The 1,299-nt window shown below is 28.9% G+C and carries 2 protein-coding genes; one reads left to right on the top strand and one right to left on the bottom strand.

What is annotated here, in order from left to right; all coding sequences use genetic code 11:
- The coding region (locus H1R81_RS27250) for a restriction endonuclease subunit S (protein ID WP_181843917.1) at window positions 1-643 on the top strand (643 nt) is incomplete at its 5' end.
- On the opposite strand, the gene H1R81_RS27245 is transcribed toward H1R81_RS27250, so the two are convergent.
- Window positions 636-1,299, bottom strand: a 664-nt coding sequence (locus H1R81_RS27245) for a restriction endonuclease subunit S (protein ID WP_220275333.1), incomplete at its 5' end; no start/stop codon positions are given. The genes H1R81_RS27250 and H1R81_RS27245 overlap by 8 nt on opposite strands.

The raw sequence follows: 1,299 nt of genomic DNA, 5'->3' as shown, positions 1-1,299 counted from the left end.
AATTAAAGGGCTAAGGGAACAATTGGTTAATCAAAAAGTTAGATTCAAAGATAAAAATGGAAATGATTTTCCGGAATGGGAGTTCAAGGCATTAAAAGATATTTCACAAAGAATAATAGAAAAAAATTTAGAGAGTAATCTAAATGTTTTAACAATATCTGCTCAATTAGGTTTAATTAGCCAATTAGATTTTTTCAATAAGTCTGTTTCAGCGAGAGATGTTTCAGGTTATTATATTCTGCAAAGAAATGATTTCGCTTATAATAAAAGCTATTCTACTGGTTATCCGATGGGTGCCATAAAGAGACTTACCAAATATGAAAAAGGGGTTGTTTCAACATTATATATTTGCTTTCGACTTAATAGTCATGTTAATATAGATTTTATGGAGCATTTTTTTGAATCAGGTCTCCAAAATAGAGAAATAGAAAAAATTGCACAAGAAGGTGCTAGAAATCACGGTTTACTTAACGTTGGTATATCTGATTTTTTTGATATAAACTTTAATCTGCCTTCTTTGTCAGAGCAAAAGCGCATCTCGAACTTATTATCAAGTATGAATACGCAAATTACTTTGGAGAAAATGTCGTTAGAACAATATAAAGCACAGAAAGATTATCTTTTAAAAAATCTATTTATATAAATAGCTCCTTTAGAAAGCTGACCTTTTGTTGTTGTAATATTTTTAATACTTTTTTTTCATTTGCGATTTTTTCATCAATAAGTGACAGAAAATCAGTGATTTTTGATTGTTCTTCTTTTGATGGGATATTCATATAACATTCGTTAAAATTCTTAGTACTTATTGAATATACCTTGCTTCCCTGGGCAAGCTGTTGTATTTGTTTACGAAATTGTTGTGAAGAGAAAGCATAGCCTTTAAATCCTGTTATAGTTATCTTTAACTTATCCCTTGCATGTATACTGTGTAATCCGCAAATAATGCTTTTACCGTTGCAATTTATAAGTTCTACTACTTTACCAATATCATTAATATCTTCAGACGCATCTGTGAAAATCAAATCACCTTCTTGGCACAATGTATATTTATTAGGAATATATTCATTTTTAATACTAGGCAATTTAGATTCTTTTAAATCAATTAGAATTGGAAGTTCTTGATGAATAAGGCCATAATGAACATTTAATAAGCCATCACCATATTCTAAGCATTCCCAAGAAAGTGAATTAGTGGAAAAAAAAGCTAAAAAATCAGAAACCTTGTAAGTGATCCAATCTTTTGAGAATTCAAAAAATTTTATTTTTTGATTAAACAATTGTTCCCTTAGCCCTTTAATT

Source organism: Emticicia sp. BO119, from assembly GCF_013912375.1.
Lineage (GTDB): Bacteria > Bacteroidota > Bacteroidia > Cytophagales > Spirosomataceae > Emticicia.
This window is presented reverse-complemented; position numbering and strand designations above follow the sequence as displayed.